The 2,607-nt window shown below is 69.8% G+C and carries 4 protein-coding genes and 1 pseudogene; all 5 read right to left on the bottom strand.

Features of this window, described 5'->3' with window-relative positions:
* The coding region (locus VIM19_08900) for an ABC transporter permease (GenBank protein HEY5184999.1) at window positions 1-302 on the bottom strand (302 nt) is incomplete at its 3' end.
* Window positions 303-308: 6 nt separating this feature from the next.
* Window positions 309-1,238 (bottom strand): ABC transporter ATP-binding protein, encoded by a 930-nt coding sequence (locus tag VIM19_08895; protein HEY5184998.1) that lies wholly within the window; start codon window positions 1,236-1,238, stop codon window positions 309-311.
* A gap of 160 nt (window positions 1,239-1,398) precedes the next feature.
* Window positions 1,399-1,776, bottom strand: coding sequence for a nuclear transport factor 2 family protein (locus tag VIM19_08890; protein HEY5184997.1), 378 nt, complete (start codon window positions 1,774-1,776; stop codon window positions 1,399-1,401).
* Between the two features lie 317 nt (window positions 1,777-2,093).
* The gene (locus VIM19_08885; protein ID HEY5184996.1) at window positions 2,094-2,168 is read right to left on the bottom strand and encodes a hypothetical protein; all 75 of its coding nucleotides are present in this window, start codon (window positions 2,166-2,168) and stop codon (window positions 2,094-2,096) included.
* A 116-nt stretch (window positions 2,169-2,284) separates the two neighbouring features.
* Window positions 2,285-2,602: pseudogene (locus VIM19_08880) on the bottom strand (DUF664 domain-containing protein).
* Window positions 2,603-2,607 lie beyond the last annotated feature (5 nt).

The following is a 2,607-nucleotide window of genomic DNA, read 5'->3' as shown; positions in this document are numbered from 1 at the left end:
ACCACCCAGCGGGGGGCGGAGGAGGCGCGCAGTCGGCGCAGCACGCCGTCCTCGCGGTAGCGGGCCAGGTGCACGGGCAGGGCGAGCAGGCCGACGGCGGCCCACACGAGGGCGATGTAGCCGGGCACGTAGAAGTCCAGCGGGCCGGCGCCTCGGTAGTAGCCGGCGTCGGGCTGGTTGCCGAACACGCCGCCGAGCACGAACAGGAACAGCAGGGGCAGCGCCAGGGTGAAGATCACGGTCAGTGGCTCACGCAGGAACAGCTTCAGCTCCACCCAGGTCGACCGTTGAAGTGCGCGCATGACGCCTCACTCCTCCAGCCCGTGGCCGGTGACCTTCAGGAAGACGTTCTCCAGGGTCGGCTGCTCGACCCGGACGTCGTCGGGGCGGATGCCGTGACTGACCAGGGCGGCGGCGACGTCGACGAGGACCGGGCCGGTGCCGGTCACGGTGACCAGGTCGCCGACCCGGGTGAGGTCGGCGACCTGGGGCAGTGCCTGGAGCCAGGACAGGTCGTTCGCGGTGGTGCTGAACCGCAGGGTGACGTGGTCGGTGTGGCGGGTGACCAGGGCGTGCGGGGTGTCCAGGTCGACGAGTCGGCCCTGGTCGACGATGGCGATCCGGTCGCACAGCTGCTCGGCCTCTTCCATGAAGTGGGTGACCAGGACGACGGTGGTGCCGCGGTCCCGGATGCGTCGGATGAGGTCCCAGGCGACGTGCCGTGCGGCCGGGTCGAGGCCGGTGGTCATCTCGTCGAGGAAGACGACCTGCGGGTCGTTGACCAGGGCCAACGCGATGAACAGCCGCTGTCGCTGCCCGCCGGACAGCTGCGCGAACGCGGCGGTGCGCTTGTCGGCCAGCCCCCACTGCTCGATCAGGTCCGGCCAGTCGACCGAGTGCGGGGTGAACGAGGCGAACCACTGCAGCGCCTCCCACACCTTGATGTTGTGCGGCAGCGCGGACTCCTGCAGCTGGCACCCGATCCGCCGTCTTAGCTGGACCGCCTGGGTGCCCGGGTCGAGGCCGAGAACGCGCAGCGTGCCACCGTCGGCGCGGCGAAGCCCCTCCAGGCACTCCACTGTGGTGGTCTTCCCGGCACCGTTGCGGCCGAGCAGCCCGAAGATCTCCCCACGGGCGACGTCGAAGGACACCCCGTCCACCGCGACGGTGCTGCCATACCGTTTGGACAACCCCGCCACGCTGATCACCGTGTCGGCGTCCCCCCGGACGTCGGTCATGGTGGACTCCCGTCAGTCGACCCCACGTCGCGATGGCCCGACCCCGAGGCTGCCGGGACTCGAAGCGCCGGTCCAGGGGCGAATGTCACCGATCGGCCCGAGTTCGTGGTCGAGGTGAGGGCGTCGTCCGGGAGCCAGCGGCACTGCGGGTGCTTGGCTGCTAGCCCTTGGCGAGGTGCCCCACTCGGGGACCCATCGCCTCGCCGATCGCCGCCAGCCCGGATAGCGGCCGGATCATCACCGTGAACTCGCTCACCAACCCCTCGCTGTTGAGGCGCAGGTGGTCCAGTCCCTGGAGCTGCCGGCCGCCCACCGAGGCGGTGAACACCAGCGCGTGCGTGCCATCACCCTCCAGCTCGTCGACGTAGGCGAAGTCCTCGAACACCTCGAGCAGGTTCCAGAACAGCTCGGCCGCAGCGTCACGACCCACGAACGGGCGAAACGCCACCGGGCTGAAGAACCTCACGTCCTCGGCCATCAGCACCACCATCGCCGCGTGGTCGCGACGCTCGACGGCGGCCCGGAACGGATGCGTCATGCATCCAGCGTAGGCCGACACCACGCCCCAACCGCCGACGGCGGTGCCGAGAAGCGGGCTGATCTGTACTAGCCGGACCCGGACGCTCCCAGCGCCTGCCGTGCGATGGCGAGCTCGCCGGTGCTGAAGCACTCAGCCGAGCCGACGATGGCGGACATCTCCCGTTGCATAGCGCCCGTGGCCTGCTGACGCAGAGATGACGCGGGCGGTGCGCTGCTGCCAGGGAAGCGTCCGGTGATCAGCAGACTCTAGGTGACCGCCGGCGAACCGCGCCGAGAATCGGTACACCGAGGCACGGCTGGAGCCGTCCGTGGTCGCTACTCGCCCACCCGGCCATCTGCCAGCTCGCCGACGATGTCCAGATGGCCGGCGTGGCGGGCGTACTCCTGCAGCAGGTGGAACAGGATGCGTTCGAGTGTCGGCGGGTCGGCCCCGTCCCAGCGCGGGCCAGGCTTCCCACCTCGGACAAGACATGGGCTCGGACGATGCCGCGGCTGATCTCGGCTTGGGCCTGCAGCTGCGTCAGCAGTCCGGTCAGGGTCTCATCCGGCGCGACGTACCAGCGGCCGTCACGGTTGTCGCCCCACGGGGCGGCCACGTCGCAGCCCTCGAAGCCCCAGACCAGCCACCGCATCTCGACATGGGTCAGGTGCTTGAGCAGCTCGAGCGGCGTCCAGCCGGACGGCAGCCGGCTCGTCCGCAGCTCGCTGTCGGGCAGACCCTCGAGCTTGTCCACGATGACGGATCGGAAGTAGTCGAGATAGCCGAGAAACACCTCGGTGCGCGAGTCAACGACAACGGTGGGCGACGGGAACGGAAGACCCATGAGAA

It is taken from the genome of Actinomycetes bacterium, from assembly GCA_036510875.1.
Lineage (GTDB): Bacteria > Actinomycetota > Actinomycetes > Prado026 > Prado026 > DATCDE01.
Note: the sequence above shows the minus strand (reverse complement) of the source record. Positions and strands in the feature narration are given on the sequence as shown.

Coding starts and splice junctions, on each gene's coding strand:
- VIM19_08895 (HEY5184998.1), bottom strand. CDS start 1,238: ATGACCGACGTCCGGGGGGACGCCGACACGGTGATCAGCGTGGCGGGG.
- VIM19_08890 (HEY5184997.1), bottom strand. CDS start 1,776: ATGACGCATCCGTTCCGGGCCGCCGTCGAGCGTCGCGACCACGCGGCG.